The following is a 17,237-nucleotide window of genomic DNA, read 5'->3' as shown; positions in this document are numbered from 1 at the left end:
TCTGCGATGTCTGACACATCCGCTCCACGCACCCGCCCGCAGCCCCTGCTGGCCATTCACGGTGGCGCTGGCACGATTTTGCGCAGCAAGCTCGGTGAACAGGCCGAGCGCCAATACCGCGAGGCGCTGCATGCTATTTTGCAGGCCGGTCAGCACATGCTGCTGGCGGGGGCGCCCGCGCTGGAGGTGGTGGTGGAGGCCGTGCGGCGCCTGGAAGAGTGCGAGCTCTTCAACGCCGGGCGCGGTGCCGTGCTCACCGACGCGGGCACGCATGAGCTGGACGCCAGCGTGATGGACGGGCCCACGCTGCGCGCAGGCGCCGTGGCGGGCGTGCAGCGCAGCCGCAACCCGGTGCTGGCGGCTCGCGCCGTGATGGAGCACAGCGGCCATGTGATGCTGATTGGCCCGGCTGCTGACGCCTTTGCCGCAGCCCAGGGTCTGGAACAGGTGGAGCCCACTTGGTTTGGTACGGCACAGCGCCGCGCTCAGTGGGAGGCCGCGCGTGCGGCCGCCCAAGGCGTGCTGCTGGACCACGATGCCCAATCCCTGGCAGGCGGCGTGGCACCGCTGGACGAGCGCAACAAGTTCGGCACAGTTGGCGCCGTGGCGCTGGACGCCCAGGGCGCGCTGGCCGCGGCCACCAGCACGGGCGGGGTGACGCTCAAACGCGTGGGCCGCGTTGGGGATTCGCCCATCTTGGGTGCGGGCTGCTATGCCGATGGCACGGTGGCCGTGTCCTGCACCGGCACGGGCGAGGCCTTTATGCGCCGCTGCGTGGCCTATGACGTTTCAGCACGCCTGCGCTATGCCGGGCAGAGCTTGGCCCAGGCTTGCGCGCAGGTGGTGATGGAAGACCTGCCCAGCGTGGATGGGCGCGGCGGTTTGATTGCCGTGTCGGCCAGCGGCGAGCTGTGTCTGCCCTTCAATACCGAGGGCATGTATCGCGGCTGGGTGCGTGGTGCACAAACGCCCGAAGTTGGCATCTACGCCGACGCCTAGAATGCCAGCCCATGAGTTATCAGGTCCTCGCACGCAAGTACCGCTCCCGAACCTTTGAGGAGCTGATGGGTCAGGAGCATGTGGTGCAGGCCCTCTCCAATGCCCTGACGCAGCAGCGTCTGCATCACGCCTACCTGTTCACAGGCACGCGCGGTGTGGGCAAAACCTCGGTTTCGCGCATCCTCGCCAAAAGCCTCAATTGCACCGGCGCCGACGGGCAAGGTGGCGTCACGGCCCAGCCCTGTGGCGTGTGCCCGGCATGCCGCGACATCGACGCGGGCCGCTTTGTCGACTACGTGGAGCTGGACGCTGCCTCCAACCGCGGCGTGGAGGAAATCTCCCAGCTGCTGGACCAGGCGGTTTACAAGCCTGTGGTGGGGCGCTTCAAGGTCTACATGATCGACGAAGTGCACATGCTCTCGAACACGGCGTTCAACGCCATGCTCAAGACCCTGGAAGAGCCGCCCGAATACCTCAAATTCGTGCTGGCCACCACCGATCCGCAAAAAGTGCCCGTCACCGTGCTCTCGCGCTGTCTGCAGTTCAATCTGCGGCCCATGGCGCCCAGCACCGTGCTCAAACACCTCACGCATGTGCTGTCGGTGGAAAACGTCCCGGCAGAGCAGGGCGCTTTGCGCCTGCTGGCGCGTGCGGCACGCGGCTCCATGCGCGACGCGCTGTCGCTCACCGACCAAGCCATTGCTTTTGGCTGCGGGCAGCTGCAAGAAGCCACCGTGCGCCAGATGCTGGGCAGCGTGGACCGTGGCCATGTGCTGAGAATCCTGCAAGCGCTGGCGCAGGGCGATGGCCCGGCCGTGGTGGGCAGTGTTGAGCAGCTGCGGGACCTGGGCCTGTCGGCTTCGGGTACCTTGGAAGATTTGGCGGTGGCTTTTCAAAACATCGCCATCGCCCAGGCTGCGCCGGGCGCGCTGGACGCGCAAGATGCTGAGCTGGCAGATCTGCTGCCTCTGGCCCAGGCCTTGCCGGCCGACGAAGTGCAGCTCATGTATTCCATGGCCTTGCACGGCCGCGCCGAACTGGCGCTGGCGCCCGATGAATACGCGGGCCTGACCATGGTGCTGTTGCGCATGCTGGCCTTCCGCCCTCAAGGCCCAGTGACGCCAACGCCTGCTGGCGGTGGTAGCGCCGGTGGCGGTGCGCCCTCGGCGGGCAACCCGGGCATGTCCTCAGGTGAGAGTGGTGGCAGCGGCGGCGTCGCTGCGGCATCGGCCCTGGCCGTGCAAGAAGCGGCAGCCCCAGCGCTCGCGCCTGCAGCGGCTGTGCAGTCGCAGCCCCTGGCCGCACCTGTGGTGACGCCTGCGGCAACGCAGCCTCCCCCGCCCGCTGCCGCGCCTCAGGCTGCAGCAACCGTGCCCGCCGCGGCCGCGCGTGCGCCCGCTGCGGGCAGCCGCTTTTCTGACCGGCTGCGGCCCCGCCTGAGCGAGGCTCCCGCTGTCGCGCCCGAGCCTGCACCGGTGGCTGAGCGCCAGCCCGAGAACAGCCGCGCGGCGGCTGTGCAGGCCGACGAAGCCCCGAGCGACGACGGCCCCCCACCCTGGCTGGACGAACTGCCGCCCGCAGAGGACGAAGCGCCCTCCGGCCCCGTGCAGGGCGTGGAGGAGCTGGCGGAGTCTGTGCAGACCGATGGCGGCAACGGCGGTATTTATGTTTCTACGGCAGCGGCCGCCGTGGCGCTCAAGCTCACCGAGCTAGGGCAGCGCTGGGCCGAGCTGATGCCTCAGCTGGGACTGGCCGCTTTGACGCGGGAGCTGGCCTGGCAGGCCGAGTGCGTGGCCTTTGATGAAGGCGCGCAGCCGCTGCAATGCCGCCTGCGCGTGGAGCGCGAGTCTTTGCGCCAAAGCGGGCTCAAGGACAAGCTGCAGGCCGCGCTGGCTCAACATTTGGGGCGGCCCGTGCAGTTGGAGGTCGAGCAGGGCGTGGCGCAGGATTCGCCTGCGCTGCGCGATACCATGGCCGACCGTGAACGGCAGCAGCGTGCTGAGGCCATCATTCTCGAAGACCCCGAGGTCCAACTGCTGCTGAGCCAGTACCGCTCGGCGCGCATCGTGCCTGGGTCCATCAAGCCGGTTTGAGCCGCGCCCACCACCCCAACCCTCTTACTTTCCCCTTTGATATTGCCCGCCACACACGGCGGGATGGAGCTGAATATGTTGAAAGGTCAACTCGCCGGTCTGATGAAGCAGGCCCAGGCCATGCAGGACAACCTTAAGCGCGCGCAGGACGAGCTTGCTCTGGTTGAAGTTGAAGGCCAAAGCGGCGCGGGTCTGGTCAAGGTGGTCATGACGTGCAAGCACGCGGTCAAGCGCGTCACCATCGACCCCAGCCTGCTGGCAGACGACAAAGACATGCTGGAAGACTTGGTGGCTGCGGCCTTCAACGACGCCGTGCGCCGCGCCGAGGAAGTCAGCCAAGAGAAGATGTCCAAGCTCACCGCGGGCATGCCCATGCCCCCCGGCATGAAGTTCCCCTTCTGATGCCGCAGCGCTGCAGCTCAGAGCGCTTTGGCGCGTGGGGGTGGGCATGAGTGCGCTGGAGCAGCTGATCGAGGCGCTGCGGCGCCTGCCTGGCATTGGCCAGAAATCGGCCCAGCGCATGGCCTACCACCTGCTGCAGCACGACCGCGCCGGGGCCCAGCAACTGGCCCAGGCGCTGCAACACGCCAGCGCCGTGGTGGGCCATTGCCAGCGCTGCCACACCTTCAGCGAGCACGCGCTGTGCCCCATTTGCAGCAACGCGGCGCGTGATGCGCGGCTGCTGTGCGTGGTGGAGTCACCCGCTGACCAGGCCGCCATGGAGCGCACCGGCTCCTATGCGGGCTACTACTTTGTGCTGCAAGGTCGCCTGAGCCCGCTGGACGGCGTGCGCCCGCAAGACATCGGCGTGCGTGAGCTGCTCGAGCGCGTGAGCGACGGTGTGGTGGATGAGGTGATTCTGGCCACCAGCTTCACCGCCGAGGGCGAGGCCACGGCCCATGTGCTGGCGGAACTGCTGAAAAACCGCGGCCTGCGCAGCACGCGCTTGGCGCGCGGTGTGCCCGTGGGCAGTGAGCTGGAGTATGTGGACCTGGGCACCATTGCCCACGCTTTGGTCGACCGCCGCGCCACCTGAATACTGAAGGGCCCAGCGCGGCAAGCGCGCCGGGCCAAGCCTGTTTAGCGTACGGCTGTGCGGCTCGGTGCCGTGGCCACGCGTGCATTGCGTGAGCGCGGCGCGTTCTTGCTCGATTTGGCCTGGCGAGCTGAAGCCACAGCCTTGCCGCCTTTGCCCGCCTTGGCCAGCGTGCGCTGTGCTGTCTTGCCGGGCAGGTAGAGCACCACGGTCTGGCCGGATTTGAGGCTGGCGCGTTTGCCCATCTTGTTCCACTGCGCGACTTGGTCGTCATCCAGACGGTAGCGCTTAGCCAGGCGTGCCACCGTGTCGCCGCTGCGTGCCTTGACCGTGACGCGACGCAGCGGCGGCGTGACGGGGGCCAGCGCCATGCTGGCGTTGTCGGCCATGTGCTCGGACACATCGCGGTCGTTGGCGCCGTGGCGCGCCACCAGCAGGGTGGAGCCTTGCTTGATGAGCATGCGCGGCGGGATGCGGTTGACGTCGCGCAGCGTCTGTTCGCTCATGCCCACTTGCTTGGCAGCGTCAGCCGGGCTGAGCGTGCGCGGGGCTTGCCATGCGGTCCATGAGGCCGTGGGGCCGCGGTGGCGCGCCAGGTTTTCAACAAAGGCGCTGGCGTTGTTGTAGGGCAGCAGGATTTGGCCCGAGCTCGCCGCCAGGATCACCGGCTTGTTCATCTGCGGGTTGAAGAGCTTGAATTGGTCTTCGTCCATCTGCGCCAGGCGTGCGGCCAGGGCCACGTCGATGTCGCGGTCGATGTTGACGCTCAGGAAATAGGGGTGGTTTTCAATGCGCGGCAAGCTCAGTTTGTAGGCTTGCGGGTTGAGCACGATGTTCTTCACCGCCTGCAGCTTGGGCAGGTAGTAGCGGGTCTCATCGGGCATGCGCAGGCTGTCGTAATTGGTGGGCAAGCCTGCCTTTTGATTGCGCGCCACGGCGCGTGCCACATTGCCCTGGCCCCAGTTGTAGGCGGCCAGCGCGAGCTGCCAATCGCCATCGAACATCTTGTTCAGGCGCTGCAGGTAGTCCAGCGCAGCGCGTGTGGAGGCCAGCACATCGCGGCGGTCGTCGCGGAAGATGTTTTGCACCAGGTCGAAGTCACGCCCTGTGGCGGGCATGAACTGCCACATGCCCACGGCTTTGGCGCTGGACTGGGCATCGGTGCGAAACGCGCTTTCGATGAAGGGCAGCAGCGCCAGCTCCATGGGCATGCCGCGGCGCTCGATTTCCTCGACGATGTGAAAGAGATAGCGGCTGGAGCGTTCGGTCATGCGCTCGACGTAGTCGGGCCGCGCGGCATACCAGGCCTCGGCCTTGCGCACGAGGTCGTTGTCGTGCTCGGGCATCTTCATGCCCGCGCGGATGCGCTCCCACAAGTCGCTTTGTGCCGCCGGGCTGTTGAGGTCGATGCGGGCCTCGGGGTCCAGCTCGTCAGCCAACAGGGTGCTGAGTTTGAGGCCATCCAATGTTGGGGTTTGGCGCTGGGCCTCGGCGAGCTGTGGTGCTGCAGGTGCGGAGTTCTCGGCCGTAGTTGCGGGGCCGTCGTGGTGCTCGGCTGTGGTTTTGTCAGGCATCTGCGCGCAGGCTGCTAGCACGAGGGGCAGCAGGGCGCTGAGGGCGCGAAGGGGGAGGTTGGGGCGGCTTGCTCGGGTCATTGAAACTCGTTTTTCCATTGGCGCAGGGCGGCCAGAACTGCGATGGGGTCCTGCGGGTTGAGTTGCGGGGCAAAGCGCTGTGCGGCAGCCGCCAGGGCTGGCGAATCACAGCGCAAATAGGGGTTGATCTCGCGTTCCTTGGCCAGGGTGCTGGGCAGGGTGGGCAGGTTGTGGCGCCGCTGCGCCTGGGCCCAGGCCTCATGCGCTTGCAGCGCCGCAAGTTCGGGCTGCAGCATACGTGCAAAGCGCAGATTGGCCAGCGTGTACTCGTGAGCGCAGCACACGCGTGTGTGGGGGGGCAGGCTGGCCAAGCGCTGCAGCGAGGCATGGAGCTGGGCCGGCTGGCCTTCAAACAAGCGCCCGCAGCCCGCTGAAAACAAGGTGTCGCCGCAAAACAGCAGAGGCTCTTCCAGAGCGGCTTGCGCGCGCAGCACAAAAGCCAGATGGTCCAGGGTGTGGCCAGGCGTGGCCAGCACCTCGATGGTGAGCCCCGCCCAGTCCAAGACTTCATCGCCCAGGCAGGGCTGGATGTCGACACCGGGTAATTGCAGGCTGGCCGGGCCCCACACCGTGGCGCCGTGCTCAGCGACGAGTTGCGCCACACCGCCGACATGATCGGCGTGGTGATGCGTCACTAGAATCCCGCTGAGTTGCAGTTGGCGCTGCGCCAAGGCTTGCTGCACCACCGAGGCCTCACCCGGGTCCACGACCAAGGCTTGCTCAGCATCGTGCAGCAGCCAGATGTAGTTGTCGTGGAAGGCGGGGAGTGCGACCAGGTTCATGCAGCGCGAGGTATGGTGATGAACGGTGATAGCCCCATTGTAGTTTCGCCCTCAGGCTGGACTGAGGACGACGCGTGGGCGGCGTGGCTGGACACGCCACCGGGGCGTTATTTGCTGGATTGGGCGCAGCCCCGGATTGACAGTGCGGTGGCCGACTGCTTTGGCTTTCACGCGCTGCAGCTGGGCATGCCCGCCTTGCAGGGCCTGCGCGCCAACCGCATGCCGCAGCGCTGGCTGGCGCAGGAGGGCAGCGAGCATGCCAGCGCCGCGCTGCTGTGCGAGTTCGATGCTTTGCCCTTTCCCTCCTCCAGCCTGGACTTGGTGGTGCTGCCGCACACCCTGGAGCGCACGCAAGACCCCCACCGCTGCCTGCGCGAAGTCGAGCGCGTGCTGCGCCCCGAAGGGCGCTTGGTGGTCTTGGGCATGAACCCCGCAGGGGCATGGGTGCTGCGGCAGAATCTGGGCCTGCTGCGCCCGCGGCGGCCCGGTCGACCCCGTGAGCTGTTTTTGCCAGAACTGCCCGCCCAGGCCGAATACCTCGGCTACTGGCGGCTCAGAGACTGGTTGCGCCTGCTGGGGCTGGAGATTTTTGAAGCCGAGTTTGGTGCCTACCGCATGCCCTGGCGCTCGCAAACCTGGCTGGAGCGCGGGGCCGTGCTGGAGCGGCTGGGCGCGCGTTGGTGGCCGGTACTGGGCGCGGTGTACATGGTGCAAGCCGTCAAGCGCGTTCCGGCCATGCGTTTGATCAAACCCGCGCGGCGCCGTGCCGCCAGTGGCAGTGCGCCAGCCGTGGCGGTCGGGCGTCATGCGCCCACGCCCTGGCCGCAGCCTTTTTCCTCTTCTGAACCTGAGTGAGTCCATCCTTGTCAAACGAACAGCCCACGGGCGCCAGCCCTGCCGCCCCAAAGCCCGCCATCGCCAAGCCCCAGGTGGTGGTCTACACCGACGGTGCTTGCAAAGGCAACCCTGGTCCGGGTGGCTGGGGCGCCTGGCTCAGCAGCAATGGCCATGAAAAAGAGCTGTTCGGTGGCGAACCCGGCACCACCAACAACCGCATGGAGCTCACCGCAGTGATCGAGGCGCTGGCCTCGCTCAAGCGCAGCTGCAAGGTCACCATCTACACCGACAGCGAATACGTGCGCAAAGGCATGACGGAGTGGATCACCAACTGGCAGCGCCGGGGTTGGAAGACCGCCGATGGCAAGCCAGTGAAAAACGCCGAGCTCTGGCAGCGCCTGCATGCGCTGCAAGCCCTGCACGAAATGCAGTGGCGCTGGGTCAAAGGCCATGCGGGCGACCCCGGCAACGAGCGTGCCGATGCGCTGGCCAACAAGGGCGTGGAGTCGCTCTCCCGCCGCTAGCGGCGGTGCGCCGCCGCCGTTGACACCGCCAAGACCGCCGCCTGGCGCAAGCCCCTGCGCTGCGAGGGCGGCAGCGGGTGTGCTTGCCACTACAGTTGCTCGCAGGAGAGCTTTGCTTCATGAACCTCAAAAAACCTCAAACCGTTTGGGCACTGGTGGGCTTGATCGTGGTGTTGGCGCTGGCCTATGTGTGGCAGCGTCCGGCGGCCAAGGCAGGCCCGCGTGCGCAAGCCGGTGCGGCCGCAGCACCCTCAGGCCCGGTGACGGTGGAAGTGCGGCCCGTGCAAGCCCAGGCCCTGGCTGAGGAGGCACAGGCCGTGGGCACGCTGCGGGCCAAGCAGTCCGTGGTGTTGCGCGCTGAGACCAGCGGCCGCGTGGTGAAGCTCAATTTCGTGGACGGCCAGCGTGTGCGCGCCGGGCAGCTGCTGGTGCAGCTGGACGACGCTCTGCAGCAGGCGCAGCTGCGCCAAGCTCAAGCGCAGGCCCAACTGGCGCGCACGCAGCTGCAGCGCAACCGCGATTTGCTGGCGCAAAACTTTGTCTCGGCCAGTGCGGTGGACCAAGCTGCGTCCACACTGGAAGTGGCCGAGGCCCAGGTGGCGTTGGCGCGTGCACAGTTGCAGCGCCTGCAGGTCTTGGCCCCGTTTGATGGGGTGATGGGCTTGCGTGCCGTGCACCCGGGTGACTATGTGAAGGACAGCGCTGAGCTGGTGGCCATTGAAGACAACTCCACCATGTGGGTGGACTTCAGCCTGCCCGAGCGTTTTGTGCCGCTGCTGCGCCAGGGGCAGGCGCTGGAGGTGCAGCTCGACGCACTGCCGGGCCAGCACTTTGCGGCCAAGGTGGAGGCCAGCGATGTGCAGCTCGACGCCACCGGCCGCGCGCTGCTGGTGCGCGCCCGCTTGCAGGCGCCGGACCGTGGCCTGCGTTCGGGCCAGTTTGCGCGCGTGCGCCTGGCGCTGGCCGTGCGCGCCCAAGCCGTGGTGGTGCCCGAAGAGGCCCTGGTGCCCCAGGGTGGCAAGCAATACCTCTTCAAAGTGGTGGCTCGCGGGCAAGACCGCAGCGTGCAGCGCCTGGAGGCCCGCTTGGGTCAGCGTGCCTCGGGCATGGTGGAGGTGCTCGAAGGCCTGCGCCCCGGTGACGAGGTGGTGACGGCAGGCCAGGCCAAGCTCATGCGTGGCGAGCCCCCGCTCATCCGTGTGGTCGATGTGGACCGCGTGGGCCAGGCTGCTTCGGCCGCTAGCGCGGCTTCGCGCTGAGCCCCGGGAGCGAGCTGGCATGAAACTCTCGGAAATCTCCATACGCCGTCCGGTGCTGGCCACCGTGATGTCCTTGCTGCTGGTGCTGGTGGGGCTGGTGTCCTATTCCAAGCTCTCGCTGCGCGAGTACCCGCGCATCGACGAGCCCGTGGTCACGGTCAACACCCGCTTGGTGGGTGCCTCCAGCGAGGTGATCGAAAGCCAGGTCACCAAGCCGCTGGAGGACTCCATCTCCGGCATTGATGGGGTAGACATCGTCAGCTCCATCTCGCGCTCGGAATCGAGCCAGATCTCGGTGCGCTTCAAGCTCGAGAAAAATCCCGACGACGCCGCGGCCGATGTGCGCGACCGCGTCACGCGCGTGCGTGGCCGCCTGCCTGCTGCCGTGGACGAGCCCGTGGTGGCCAAGGTCGAGGCCGATGCCCAGCCCACCATCCGTATTGCTTTCACCAGCGAGACCTTGAGCCCGCTGGAGATCACCGATGTGGTCAACCGCATCGTCAAGCCCCGGCTGCAAACCATTGCTGGCGTGGCCGATGTCGAGGTGGGGGGCGACCGGCGCTATGCCATGCGCATCTGGCTGGACCCCGAGCGGCTGGCCGCTTACCGCCTGACCGTGCAGGACGTGGAAGACGCGCTGCGCCGCCAAAACCTGGAGGTGCCCGCAGGGCGTATCGAGAGCGAGCAGCGCGAGTTCAGCGTGACCGCGCGCACCGACTTGAACACGGTGGCCGAGTTCTCGCAGGTGGTGCTGCGCCAGAGCGGCCGCAGCGTGGTGCGCCTCGCGGACGTGGCGCGCATTGAAGAAGCCGCCGCCAGCGAGCGCTCGCGCGTGCGCTACAACGGCGTGCCCTCGGTGGGTGTGGGCATCATCAAGCAGGCCCAGGCCAACCCCCTGGAGCTGTCTCAAGCCGTGAGCGCGCTGCTGCCGCAGTTGCAGGAAGATTTGCCCAAGGGCATCGTGGCGCGGCCTGCGGCCGACAACGCCGTGTTCATCGACCGCTCCATCCAATCGGTCTACAAAACCATTGTCGAGGCGGTGGTGCTGGTGGCCTTGGTGGTGTTCCTGTTCCTGCGCACGCTGCGGGCCTCCATCATCCCGCTGGTCACCATTCCCGTGAGCCTGATTGGCTCTTTCGCGCTCATGGCCGCGGCGGGTTTCAGTGTCAACACGCTGACCCTGCTGGCTCTGGTGCTGGCCATTGGCCTGGTGGTGGACGACGCCATCGTGGTGCTGGAGAACATTTTTCGCCACATCGAAGAGGGCTTGAGCCCGCTGCAGGCGGCATTTCGCGGTGCGCGTGAGATTGGCTTTGCCGTGGTGGCCATGACGCTGACGTTGGCGGCGGTGTTTGCGCCGCTGGCGTTCACGCCGGGGCGCACGGGGCGCTTGTTTGTCGAGTTTGCGCTGACGCTGGCCGGCGCGGTCTTGGTGTCGGGCTTTGTGGCGCTCACGCTCACGCCCATGATGTGCTCCAAGCTGCTGCGCCACAACCCCAAGCCTTCGCGCTTTGACGCGGGCATGGAGCAGCTGCTGCAGGGCCTGAGCGCACGCTACGCGCGGGCGCTGGGCTGGACGCTGCAGCACAAAGCGCTGGTGGTGCTGGTGATGCTGGCCTGCGCGGGCGGCAGCGCGTGGCTGTTCAAAACCGCCAAGAGCGAGCTGGCGCCCCTGGAAGACCGTGGCGTGGTGGTGGTGCCGCTGTCAGCCCCCGATGGCGCGACCCTGGCCTTTACCGCCCGCTATATGGACGCGGTGGAGCGCATTGCCGGGCAGGTGCCTGAGTTTGAGCGGCGCTTTTTGTTCAACGGCGGTTCGGTGTCTTCGGGGCTGGCGATTTTGCGCACCACTGACTGGAACGACCGCAGCAAAACCTCGCAGCAGCTGGCGCGCGAGCTGGCACCGCAGCTCAGCCAGCTGCCCGGCGTGACGGCCTTCCCGTCCACGCCACCCAGCCTGGGGCAGGGCTTCTCGTCGCGGCCGGTCTACTACGTGATCGTCAGCAGCGACAGCTATCAAAACATGAACAAAGTGGCGGCCGACGTCATGGCCGCCATGGCGCGCAACCCCGGCTTCATCCAGGTAGATAGCGATTTGCGCTTGAACAAGCCCGAGCTGCTGGTAGAGGTGGACCGCGAACGCGCCGCCGCCCTGGGCGTGCAGGTGGACCAGGTGGCGCGCACGGTCGAGACCATGCTGGGCAGCCGGGTGGTGACGCGCTACAAGCGCCAGGCCGACCAGTACGACGTGATGGTGCAAACCGATGCAGCCAACCGCACCACGCCGCAGCAAATCGAGCGCTTGTTTGTGCGCGGCCGCGGCGACACCCTGGTGCCCCTGGCCAGCCTGGTGCGCGTGCGCGAGGCCGTGAGCCCGCGCGAGCTCAACCACTTCAACCAGCGCCGCGCGGTGACCATCACCGCCAACCTCACGCCCAACTTTGCGCTGGGTGATGCGCTCAAGGAAATGGACCGCATCGCCCGCGAGCAACTGCCACCGGGCTATGCCACCGAGCTGGGCGGCATGTCGCGCGAGTTCAAAACCTCCAGCGGCGCCTTGGCTCTGGTGTTTGTGCTGGCGCTGCTCTTCATCTACCTGGTGCTGGCCGCGCAGTTCGAGAGCTTTGTGGACCCCTTCGTCATCATGCTCTCCGTGCCGCTGTCCATGGTGGGGGCTCTGGCCGCGCTGCAGCTCTCGGGCGGCACGCTCAATGTGTACTCACAAATCGGCCTCATCACCCTGGTGGGCTTGATCACCAAGCACGGCATCCTGATCGTGGAGTTCTCCAACCAACTGCGCCAGCAAGGCCGCGCCACGGTGCAAGCGGTGGTGGAGGCTTCGGCCCTGCGCCTGCGCCCCATCCTCATGACCACGGGCGCCATGGTGCTGGGCGCGCTGCCCCTGGCCCTGGCCAGCGGTGCGGGGGCTGAGAGCCGGCAGAACATCGGCTGGGTGATTGTGGGTGGCATGAGCCTGGGCACGCTGCTGACCATTTTTGTGGTGCCCACGGTCTATGTGCTCATGGCGCGGCGCAGCGTGCCCGGGGAAATCCGCGAGGCCGAGTTGCCTTCGGCCTGAGGCCGCGTTCAAGCCCGGGCTGGGGCGTCGAAGAGGCGTGACATCACAAACACGTCTTGCAGCCTGCCTTGGCGCAGGGCGTAGGCGCGCAGCCGCCCCTCGATCTCAAACCCGTGGCGTTCGTACAGGGTCAGGGCCGGCGTGTTGTCGCAAAACACGGTCAGCTCCAGGCGGCGACAGCCCAGCCACTGCTGGGCATAGTCCACCAGCGTGCCCAGGAGTGCATTGCCCACACCTTGGCGCCGTGCGTTGGGGTGCACTGCCATGCCGAAAGTGCGCACGTGGGCCAGCCGCTGACGGGCCGACACCTTGTGCACGCCGGCACTGCCCAGCAGTTCCGAGCCCCGCACCGCGAGCAATTGCAGATCACCGTTTTGCGGGTCCTGCACCTCGCCCAGGCGCTGGCGCCAGTGGGCTGGCGCGGCATGGGGCAGTTGCAGCAGCTGCGGCTGTACCTCGGGGTGGGCCATCAAGTCGGCCATAGCGCTTGCGTCGTCGGCTGTGGCGCGGCGCAGTGTGAAGTCCATGGGCAAGCTCCTTTTCGTCGGGGTGGGTGGGGCCAAAAACAAAACAGCCCGCGCTGGTGTGGCGCGGGCTGCTGAGGGGAAGAAGGGGGATGGGGCTACCGCGCCAGCCTCATCCATAGCGCTGCTACCTGACGCATGAAGCGCAGGGGCGCAGGGCAGGTGAGTAGGTGCAAGGCGCTAGACATGCGGCTCAGTCTGCCTGCCGATGTGGGGGCGCGTCAAGCGACAATCGGGCCTTGCGCTTTGGCGCTGTTGTTCTGGCCTAGAGATTGTTGCGCGCCCATGCCTCGACTCCACACCCTTGCTGGCGCTGCTGCGCCTGATGCCGCGCCCAGTGCGAAACCCAGCGGCCCGCAACCGGCCGAGCGTGTGGCTTTGCGCGTGGGCCCCAGTGCCATTGACGGGCAGGGCGTGTTTGCCGACGAGGCCATTGCCGTGCGCCAGAAGATTGGCGAGATGCGGGGGCAAACCATCTCTGTGTCTGAGGCGCGGCGCCGTGTGCGGCAGCTGGCGCGCATTCACATCGTGGAGATCAGCGCACGCACGGCCATCGACGCCAGCGACAGCGATTCGCTGCTGCGCTTCGTCAACCACAGCTGTGCGCCCAATGCGGTGCTGCACATCCGCCAGGGCCGGGCGGAATTTTTTGCGCTGCGCGACATCGCCAGCGGCGAGGAAATCACCTGCAACTACGGCCAGAGCCACCACGCTGGGCGGCTGCGCTGTAGCTGCGGCGCAGCGCAGTGCGTGGGGCGTCTCTAGCCCTGGGGCACTAAGCCCGGTGCTGGTCGGCCGTGGCTTGGATAAAGCCTTCGAGCGATTTGCACCACTGGGCTGACATGGGCTGCGCGTCGCGCAGAGCGCGCACCGCCACACCAGCGTCGTCCAGCATTTTTTGCGATGCCGTGTTGAGCGCCAGCTGGTGCTCTTTTTTGTCCAGATAGACCACCTCGCGGATGCCCACCTGGATGATGGACTGCGTGCAGCGCGGGCAGGGGAATTGGGTGGTGTAGATGGTGGAGCCCGTCAGCGGCAGCACCACGCAGTTGAGGATGGCGTTGACCTCGGCGTGCACGATATAGCTGTGGCGCGAGTGCACGGGGTCGTCGTCCTGGTCCATCCAGTAGCTGGGGTCGGTGTCGTTGCAGCCGCGGGGCAGCCCGTTGTAGCCCACGCCCAGAATCTTGAAATCAGCGCTGGCAATGCAAGCACCGTTGCGTTTGCGCGCATCTTTGGAGCGGCTGGCTGCCAGCAGTGCCACGCCCATGAACATGGAGTGCCAAGGCAGCAGCGAATGGTTGTTGTCGTGCGGGTCCATAGGGGCAGAGGCGTCAAACACAGGGCTTGAGTGTATGCGCGCCACTCTTGGGGGCGAGGGCAGGTGCGGCCGCTGGTCTTGCCTTGAATTGGGCGGTGCTTGGGGTGTTTATTCGGCTCAAGTTTGGCGCCGCAGCGGCGCATCATTCACTCCATTGCAGCACCGCACTCACCCCGCCAGGAGGCCGCCCATGAACACCCAAGCCACCCATCAAGCCCAGAGCTCTGGCCTGACTATGGATTTGGGCATGGTGCTGGCCGCCCCGGTGCCCATGGGTCAGCTGTGGGAGTTGCATGAAGCCATGCAGCGCTGCGGGCTCAGCCTGCAGCCCACGCGCATGGTCTACGACCGGCTCTACGCGCTGGAACGTCTGGGTCAAGCCCATGCCCAAGGCGATGAAGCCCTGCGCGCACTGGCCACCCAGCTGTTTGACCGCTACCAATGCAGCGGTGAGTGGATAGGCCTCCTGCACTGAGTCAGGACAGGCAAGACCTCAGCGCAAAGCGCCTAGCCAATCGCAGCGCAGCCGCTGACGCCGGTGCAGCCTGCGCCGCGCGCCCGCATAGCCTTCGGGCATGACCACAGCCGCCAGGCTCACAGGCAACATCAGCCAATCCTGAGTGAGCACCAACATGGGCAGCACGGCGTAACCCAAAAGCGCCAGCATGATCACCCCATTCCAGGTCGCTGCCTCGACTGGGTGGCGCCGCCCGTGCAGGGCCATCCAGCGGCATACCTGTTCTGCTTGATTCAACTTCATGGACAGCCCCCAGAGACACATGGCGCGGCGCGAGTGTGTCGTCTGGATATCGGCAGATGCCCTGGCGTTTACAGCAAACCAGGGTGCCGTACTGGGGCATATGGCTAGTCGGGGCAGCGTGTTTTCATGTGACGATGTCGCCCCCGCGCCCGGGGCGGCGCATGTAAAAAAATGATTGAGGGTTTGACGATGAAATGGCGTGTACTTTCGGTGGGCCTGCCGCTGGCTGCGGTGCTGGGCAGTGCGGCGGCTCATGAGGGCATGTGGCTGCCCGACCAACTTCCCAAGCTGGCCGCCCCCATGAAGGCTGCGGGGCTGCAAATGCCGGTGGGGCCGCTGTCTGATTTGCTGGCCCACCCGCTGGGTGCGGTGGTGAGCCTGGATGGCTGCTCGGCCTCCTTTGTATCGCCCAAGGGCTTGGTGGTGACCAACCACCACTGCGTCTATGGCAGCTTGCAGTACAACAGCAGCCCCCAGCGCGACTTGCTGAAGCACGGCTTTCTGGCAGCTGAGCTCAAGGACGAACTGCCTGCCGCACCCGGCACACGGGTGCTGGTGACGGTGGCGCAAACCGATGTCACCGCACGTGTGCTGGACGCGCAGCTGCAGCAGCTCGACGGCCAGGCCCGCACGCAAGCGCTGGAAAAGCGCACGCAGCAACTGGTGCGCGAGTGCGAGCAAGACAGCGGCCACCGCTGCACGGTCAAGGCCTACTACGGTGGCAGCCTCTACCGCCTGATCAAGCAGCTGGAGATTCGCGACGTGCGCGTGGTGCACGCGCCCGCACAGGGCGTGGGCCTGTTCGGCGGCGACACCGACAACTGGATGTGGCCCCGCCACACCGGCGACTACAGCTTCTACCGTGCCTATGTGGGGCCGGACGGCAAGCCAGCGGACTACGCCGCCAACAACCAGCCCTACCAACCCAAACACCACCTGCAAATGGCCACAACGCCGCTGCGTGAAGGTGACTTTGTGATGGTGGCGGGCTACCCCGGCAGCACCGACCGCTACCGCCTGCCGCGCGAAGTGGCCTACGCCTTTGAAGAGCAAAAGCCGCGCGATGTGGCGCAGATGGGCGACATATTGGCCATCATCAAGGCCAGCACGGCAGGGCGCCGTGACGCCGAGATCCGCATGGCCAACACGGTGGCGGGCGTTGCCAACTACTACAAAAACACCCAAGGCCAACTCGCCAGCTACGAAGGTGGTGACCTGCTGCAGCGCCGCGAAGCGAGCCACGCCAAGCTGCTGGCCTGGGTGCAGGCCGACCCCGCGCGCCGCGCCCGTTGGGGGGCTGCGCTGCAAGAGGTGGATGAGCTGTTGGCCCAGCGCCAGGCCCTGCAAACCGATTTGCGCTGGCAAGACCAGATTGAACCCACGCTGCTGGGCCATGCCGCCGAGCTGCTGCACCTGGCGCATGAGCGCACCAAACCGGCCGACCAGCGCGAAAGCGGCTACCAGGCGCGGGACGAAGGGGATTGGCGCGAAGCCGTGACCAGCCTGGGCAAGCGCTACGACGCCGACACCGACCGGGCCCTGGTGCTGCACTTCCTGCAGCAATACCTCAAGCGCGACAAGACCAACGCCGCCTTGCTCGGTGCCTTGGGCGTGAACGCGCAAATGGACGAGGCCGCGCTGCAGCAGGCCCTGACGGCTCTGTATGCCGGCACCCAGCTGCAGGACGACGCACAGCGCCTGGCCTGGCTGGAGCGCCCCGTGGCGGAGTTCGAGCGCAGCAGCGACAGCATGGTGCGCGCCGCCGTGGCGCTGCGCCAGCACCGGCTGCAGCAGCAAGCGCTGCAGCGTGATTTGCAGGGCCGCCTGGGCAAGCGTTATGTGCGGGTGATGGAGGCCTTGCGCGCCTACCGTGCCGCCGCCGGGGAGGAGATTTACCCTGACGCCAACAGCAGCCTGCGCGTGGCGTTCGGCAAGGTCAGTGGCCGCAAGCCCGCGGTGGATGGCTCCGACTGGCATGCCTTCACCACCGTGCAAGGCATTGTGGCCAAGCACCGTGGCGAGGGCGAGTTCGATGCCCCGGCCGCTCAGCTGGCGGCCATCAAGGCGCGCAACTGGGATGGCTATGCCGACGCCAAGCTCGGCACTGTGCCCGTGAACTTCCTGGCCACGCTGGACACCACCGGCGGCAACTCCGGCTCCCCCGTGCTCAATGCGCAGGGCCAGCTGGTGGGCCTGCTGTTTGACGGCACGCTCGACACCGTGATCTCTGACTGGGACTTCGACGACAAGCGCAACCGCAGCATCTGCCTGGACGCGCGCTACATGCTGTGGCAGATGAAGGTGGTGGACAAAGCCCAGCGCCTGCTGCAAGAAATGGGCGTGCGCTAAAGGCAGCGCCCGGCCGTGG

Annotated in this window: 16 protein-coding genes; 11 read left to right on the top strand and 5 right to left on the bottom strand. The window is 66.8% G+C overall.

Annotation, left to right across the window (positions count from 1 at the left end):
- Nucleotides 1-6: 6 nt before the first annotated feature.
- The 4 genes from ACG0Z6_RS08970 (at nt 7) to recR (ending at nt 4,128) form a co-directional block, all read left to right on the top strand.
- On the top strand, nt 7-999 hold the full coding sequence (locus ACG0Z6_RS08970; protein ID WP_394460541.1) for an isoaspartyl peptidase/L-asparaginase family protein: 993 nt from the start codon (nt 7-9) through the stop codon (nt 997-999).
- Nucleotides 1,000-1,010: 11 nt separating this feature from the next.
- The gene (dnaX, locus tag ACG0Z6_RS08965; protein WP_394460539.1) at nt 1,011-3,092 is read left to right on the top strand and encodes a DNA polymerase III subunit gamma/tau; all 2,082 of its coding nucleotides are present in this window, start codon (nt 1,011-1,013) and stop codon (nt 3,090-3,092) included.
- A 75-nt stretch (nt 3,093-3,167) separates the two neighbouring features.
- Nucleotides 3,168-3,494, top strand: a complete 327-nt coding sequence (locus ACG0Z6_RS08960) for a YbaB/EbfC family nucleoid-associated protein (protein WP_394460537.1) — start codon at nt 3,168-3,170, stop codon at nt 3,492-3,494.
- Nucleotides 3,495-3,540: 46 nt separating this feature from the next.
- Entirely contained in the window at nt 3,541-4,128 is a 588-nt protein-coding gene (gene recR, locus ACG0Z6_RS08955) for a recombination mediator RecR (RefSeq protein ID WP_394460535.1), read from the top strand.
- Between the two features lie 44 nt (nt 4,129-4,172).
- Here recR and ACG0Z6_RS08950 read toward each other — a convergent pair whose 3' ends face one another.
- Nucleotides 4,173-5,702, bottom strand: coding sequence for a transglycosylase SLT domain-containing protein (locus ACG0Z6_RS08950; protein ID WP_394460533.1), 1,530 nt, complete (start codon nt 5,700-5,702; stop codon nt 4,173-4,175).
- Between the two features lie 77 nt (nt 5,703-5,779).
- Nucleotides 5,780-6,565, bottom strand: a complete 786-nt coding sequence (gene gloB, locus ACG0Z6_RS08945; RefSeq protein ID WP_394460532.1) for a hydroxyacylglutathione hydrolase — start codon at nt 6,563-6,565, stop codon at nt 5,780-5,782.
- A gap of 18 nt (nt 6,566-6,583) precedes the next feature.
- Between gloB and ACG0Z6_RS08940 the strand changes: the two genes are divergently transcribed.
- The 4 genes from ACG0Z6_RS08940 to ACG0Z6_RS08925 all read left to right on the top strand — a co-directional run bounded on the left by ACG0Z6_RS08940 (nt 6,584) and on the right by ACG0Z6_RS08925 (nt 12,264).
- Nucleotides 6,584-7,420 carry a class I SAM-dependent methyltransferase gene (locus tag ACG0Z6_RS08940; protein ID WP_394460530.1) on the top strand — a complete coding sequence of 279 codons (837 nt, stop codon included), beginning with the start codon at nt 6,584-6,586 and terminating at the stop codon, nt 7,418-7,420.
- Nucleotides 7,421-7,494: 74 nt separating this feature from the next.
- Complete coding sequence (gene rnhA, locus ACG0Z6_RS08935) at nt 7,495-7,926, top strand: ribonuclease HI (protein WP_394461000.1); 432 nt, start codon at nt 7,495-7,497, stop codon at nt 7,924-7,926.
- A gap of 119 nt (nt 7,927-8,045) precedes the next feature.
- Complete coding sequence (locus ACG0Z6_RS08930; RefSeq protein ID WP_394460528.1) at nt 8,046-9,185, top strand: efflux RND transporter periplasmic adaptor subunit; 1,140 nt, start codon at nt 8,046-8,048, stop codon at nt 9,183-9,185.
- Between the two features lie 19 nt (nt 9,186-9,204).
- Nucleotides 9,205-12,264: an efflux RND transporter permease subunit gene (locus tag ACG0Z6_RS08925; protein WP_394460526.1), complete on the top strand. Its 3,060-nt coding sequence runs from the start codon at nt 9,205-9,207 to the stop codon at nt 12,262-12,264.
- 8 nt (nt 12,265-12,272) lie between these two features.
- On the opposite strand, the gene ACG0Z6_RS08920 is transcribed toward ACG0Z6_RS08925, so the two are convergent.
- Nucleotides 12,273-12,791: a GNAT family N-acetyltransferase gene (locus ACG0Z6_RS08920; RefSeq protein WP_394460525.1), complete on the bottom strand. Its 519-nt coding sequence runs from the start codon at nt 12,789-12,791 to the stop codon at nt 12,273-12,275.
- A 282-nt stretch (nt 12,792-13,073) separates the two neighbouring features.
- Between ACG0Z6_RS08920 and ACG0Z6_RS08915 the strand changes: the two genes are divergently transcribed.
- A complete protein-coding gene (locus ACG0Z6_RS08915) occupies nt 13,074-13,553 on the top strand; it encodes an SET domain-containing protein (protein ID WP_394460523.1) in 480 nt (159 codons plus the stop codon).
- Between the two features lie 10 nt (nt 13,554-13,563).
- Here the strand turns inward: ACG0Z6_RS08915 and ACG0Z6_RS08910 are convergent, their stop codons facing one another.
- Nucleotides 13,564-14,109 carry a deoxycytidylate deaminase gene (locus ACG0Z6_RS08910; RefSeq protein WP_394460522.1) on the bottom strand — a complete coding sequence of 182 codons (546 nt, stop codon included), beginning with the start codon at nt 14,107-14,109 and terminating at the stop codon, nt 13,564-13,566.
- A 190-nt stretch (nt 14,110-14,299) separates the two neighbouring features.
- Between ACG0Z6_RS08910 and ACG0Z6_RS08905 the strand changes: the two genes are divergently transcribed.
- A complete protein-coding gene (locus ACG0Z6_RS08905; RefSeq protein ID WP_394460520.1) occupies nt 14,300-14,584 on the top strand; it encodes a hypothetical protein in 285 nt (94 codons plus the stop codon).
- Between the two features lie 18 nt (nt 14,585-14,602).
- On the opposite strand, the gene ACG0Z6_RS08900 is transcribed toward ACG0Z6_RS08905, so the two are convergent.
- A complete protein-coding gene (locus ACG0Z6_RS08900; protein WP_394460518.1) occupies nt 14,603-14,869 on the bottom strand; it encodes a hypothetical protein in 267 nt (88 codons plus the stop codon).
- Nucleotides 14,870-15,058: 189 nt separating this feature from the next.
- On the opposite strand from ACG0Z6_RS08900, the gene ACG0Z6_RS08895 reads away from it, so the two are divergent.
- A complete protein-coding gene (locus tag ACG0Z6_RS08895) occupies nt 15,059-17,218 on the top strand; it encodes a S46 family peptidase (RefSeq protein ID WP_394460517.1) in 2,160 nt (719 codons plus the stop codon).
- The last annotated feature ends 19 nt before the right edge of the window (nt 17,219-17,237 follow it).

The sequence above is a fragment of the Roseateles rivi genome, from assembly GCF_043555845.1.
GTDB lineage: Bacteria > Pseudomonadota > Gammaproteobacteria > Burkholderiales > Burkholderiaceae_C > Roseateles > Roseateles rivi.
Note: the sequence above shows the minus strand (reverse complement) of the source record. Positions and strands in the feature narration are given on the sequence as shown.

What these genes read in the sequence shown, in the direction of transcription:
- ACG0Z6_RS08970 (WP_394460541.1), top strand. Translation starts at nt 7, where the DNA reads ATGTCTGACACATCCGCTCCACGCACCCGCCCGCAGCCCCTGCTGGCC.
- dnaX (WP_394460539.1), top strand. Translation starts at nt 1,011, where the DNA reads ATGAGTTATCAGGTCCTCGCACGCAAGTACCGCTCCCGAACCTTTGAG.
- ACG0Z6_RS08960 (WP_394460537.1), top strand. Translation starts at nt 3,168, where the DNA reads ATGTTGAAAGGTCAACTCGCCGGTCTGATGAAGCAGGCCCAGGCCATG.
- recR (WP_394460535.1), top strand. Translation starts at nt 3,541, where the DNA reads ATGAGTGCGCTGGAGCAGCTGATCGAGGCGCTGCGGCGCCTGCCTGGC.
- ACG0Z6_RS08950 (WP_394460533.1), bottom strand. Translation starts at nt 5,702, where the DNA reads ATGCCTGACAAAACCACAGCCGAGCACCACGACGGCCCCGCAACTACG.
- gloB (WP_394460532.1), bottom strand. Translation starts at nt 6,565, where the DNA reads ATGAACCTGGTCGCACTCCCCGCCTTCCACGACAACTACATCTGGCTG.
- ACG0Z6_RS08940 (WP_394460530.1), top strand. Translation starts at nt 6,584, where the DNA reads ATGAACGGTGATAGCCCCATTGTAGTTTCGCCCTCAGGCTGGACTGAG.
- ACG0Z6_RS08930 (WP_394460528.1), top strand. Translation starts at nt 8,046, where the DNA reads ATGAACCTCAAAAAACCTCAAACCGTTTGGGCACTGGTGGGCTTGATC.
- ACG0Z6_RS08925 (WP_394460526.1), top strand. Translation starts at nt 9,205, where the DNA reads ATGAAACTCTCGGAAATCTCCATACGCCGTCCGGTGCTGGCCACCGTG.
- ACG0Z6_RS08920 (WP_394460525.1), bottom strand. Translation starts at nt 12,791, where the DNA reads ATGGACTTCACACTGCGCCGCGCCACAGCCGACGACGCAAGCGCTATG.
- ACG0Z6_RS08915 (WP_394460523.1), top strand. Translation starts at nt 13,074, where the DNA reads ATGCCTCGACTCCACACCCTTGCTGGCGCTGCTGCGCCTGATGCCGCG.
- ACG0Z6_RS08910 (WP_394460522.1), bottom strand. Translation starts at nt 14,109, where the DNA reads ATGGACCCGCACGACAACAACCATTCGCTGCTGCCTTGGCACTCCATG.
- ACG0Z6_RS08905 (WP_394460520.1), top strand. Translation starts at nt 14,300, where the DNA reads ATGAACACCCAAGCCACCCATCAAGCCCAGAGCTCTGGCCTGACTATG.
- ACG0Z6_RS08900 (WP_394460518.1), bottom strand. Translation starts at nt 14,869, where the DNA reads ATGAAGTTGAATCAAGCAGAACAGGTATGCCGCTGGATGGCCCTGCAC.
- ACG0Z6_RS08895 (WP_394460517.1), top strand. Translation starts at nt 15,059, where the DNA reads ATGAAATGGCGTGTACTTTCGGTGGGCCTGCCGCTGGCTGCGGTGCTG.